Source organism: Hydrotalea flava (assembly GCF_001623405.1).
GTDB lineage: Bacteria > Bacteroidota > Bacteroidia > Chitinophagales > Chitinophagaceae > Hydrotalea > Hydrotalea flava.
The window spans coordinates 1-2,205 of record NZ_LUHG01000084.1 but is presented as its reverse complement, the minus strand read 5'-3'; the positions used below and the strand labels follow the sequence as shown (position 1 = coordinate 2,205).

The 2,205-nt window shown below is 36.2% G+C and carries 2 protein-coding genes; both read left to right on the top strand.

Annotated elements, in window-relative coordinates; genetic code table 11:
* The first annotated feature begins 517 nt into the window (after positions 1 to 517).
* Positions 518 to 1,315: a PhzF family phenazine biosynthesis protein gene (locus A0F92_RS09615; protein ID WP_068244942.1), complete on the top strand. Its 798-nt coding sequence runs from the start codon at positions 518 to 520 to the stop codon at positions 1,313 to 1,315.
* Between the two features lie 4 nt (positions 1,316 to 1,319).
* Positions 1,320 to 1,763: a DinB family protein gene (locus A0F92_RS09610; RefSeq protein ID WP_068244939.1), complete on the top strand. Its 444-nt coding sequence runs from the start codon at positions 1,320 to 1,322 to the stop codon at positions 1,761 to 1,763.
* Positions 1,764 to 2,205 lie beyond the last annotated feature (442 nt).

The following is a 2,205-nucleotide window of genomic DNA, read 5'->3' as shown; positions in this document are numbered from 1 at the left end:
GGTTGCCGGTTATATATGGGTTGACTTTTTTTTATTTGCAGCAGGACATTTCAATTATGTGGACTCGTTTTTTATTAAGCATTTTGTTGACCCCACGCACGACAGGATTCAGCAGGCTGTGCTGCGGTACACTGACGCAAAGTTTTTGCTTTTTTACTTTTGACACTTTGTTTTGATTTTAAAATGCGGTAGATCCGGCGCACAAGTTTTTTTCAGCAACCATTTTTTCAGGGTTATTGCACAAGATTATGTTGGCTTGTTTCACAACTCCCAAAGCAGCTAACATGGGCTTGGCACTATGTCGGCGGACTGTAACGCAGTAGTTCGGCTGTAGTCATCTATCAGCTGTAGTTCCGGCAAGACGACCATAACGCAACTGCAGATTTTTATTTTAAACTTTTGTATATTTATTCAGCAATCGTTCCCGGCTGACGGTTTTTCAAATTCCGCCACATCGCCAAGCCTGGGGCGTTGTGTGCTATTTTACGGGAAGACACCGAGACTAATAATTTAAACTATGAAGACGTATTTTGTAGACTCATTTACGAATGAAAAATTTAAAGGAAACCCAGCAGCAGTTTGTATTGTTGAAAATAATTTAGACAATACAGTAATGCAGAACATTGCAACTGAAATTGGGTTTTCAGAAACTGCATTTATAAAACACCTAACTGATAACTTTTATAGCATTAGATTTTTTACCCCGAAAATGGAAATCCCATTGTGCGGACATGCAACGTTAGCATCTTCCAAAATTATTTTTGACACAACAAGTTTGAACCAAATTATTTTCAAAAACATCAATAATGTTGAACTACCTATTGAGAAATCAGGAAATAAAATAAAAATGCAATTTCCTGTTTACGAAACCGAAGAAATAGAAGTACCAAAAAGTATGTTGAATGCTCTTGGAATAGGAGAAGTCCAAAATAAAAGGTACAGCCCAAACAATAAAATAATTTTATTGGAAATCAAAGACACAAAAAAGTTAGCTGAATTACGACCAGACTTTCCTTCGTTAATAAATTCGTATGATGGAATAAATGGCGTATTAGTAACTGCACAATCGGGCAACAGCGACTTTGATTTTCATTACAGATATTTTTGGCCTTGGGCAGGAACAAATGAAGACCCAGTTACAGGTGGAATACAAACTTTTTTGACAAAGTATTGGGCTTTGAAATTAAATAAAAATAAACTAAATGCTTTTCAATCCTCACAAAGGACAGGAAAGATGAATACTGAATTACAAGACGATAAAGTTTTTATTTATGGAGAGGCTGTAACTATGTTTGAAGGAGAATTAAAAAATTAAGAAAATGGTAATTGAAACATTAAAAGCATTATTCGGCAGGGATTTAAGTAAACTAAAAACTGAAATCGAATTATATAAACATGACGATAACTTGTGGAAAGTGGAAAACCAAATTGCAAATTCAGCAGGAAACCTTTGTTTGCATTTAATCGGAAATCTAAACACTTATATTGGTGCAGAAATTGGCAAAACAAATTATATACGAGATAGAGAACTTGAATTTTCTTTGAAAGATATTTCTAAGGCGGAGTTGATTAAAAAAATTGAAGAAACAAAAATAATAGTAGAATCTTCACTTGATAAATTAACTACTGAACAATTGGAAAATGAATTTCCTATTTTAGTTTTTGAAAATAAAACTTCAATAGGCTACATGCTTATTCATTTGGCGACACACTTGACTTATCACCTTGGACAAATAAATTATCATAGACGACTAATAGACTAAGAGAACGAAAGACAAAACAGCACACAACAGGGGTATTGCTGCAAGTGGGGCTGGACGTTGTTATCTTCGGCTGTAGTTCGCTATCAGCAGCGGTTTCAGCGGACGGAATTCTGTTGGACTTTTAGTTGTTAACTTGTACTTTTATTTCTTTACTGGGCAGCGGTTCCAGGCTGGACGTTCAATGAATTTCCCACCTGCAGCAATACCTGTCCGTTATGCGTCATTCCCCCTTTTTCGACAGAAAATAAATTCCCTAGCTAACGACTTTACTGCAACACCCCGAATTTTGCAATGACAGCTCTATGTGAGACCGATTTAAGCAGTGGTGGTTAATAACCCCGTGCGTCATTCTGGTTAAAATGTACAACTCCATTTACTTGGAGAGTTTATGAATTCAGTGGTGGCTCGCCTGTGGCGAAGACCCCGTTCAGAATAATTGATA

Excerpts from the sequence above, each read along its gene's own strand:
- A0F92_RS09615 (WP_068244942.1), top strand. The coding sequence starts at position 518 with ATGAAGACGTATTTTGTAGACTCATTTACGAATGAAAAATTTAAAGGA.
- A0F92_RS09610 (WP_068244939.1), top strand. The coding sequence starts at position 1,320 with ATGGTAATTGAAACATTAAAAGCATTATTCGGCAGGGATTTAAGTAAA.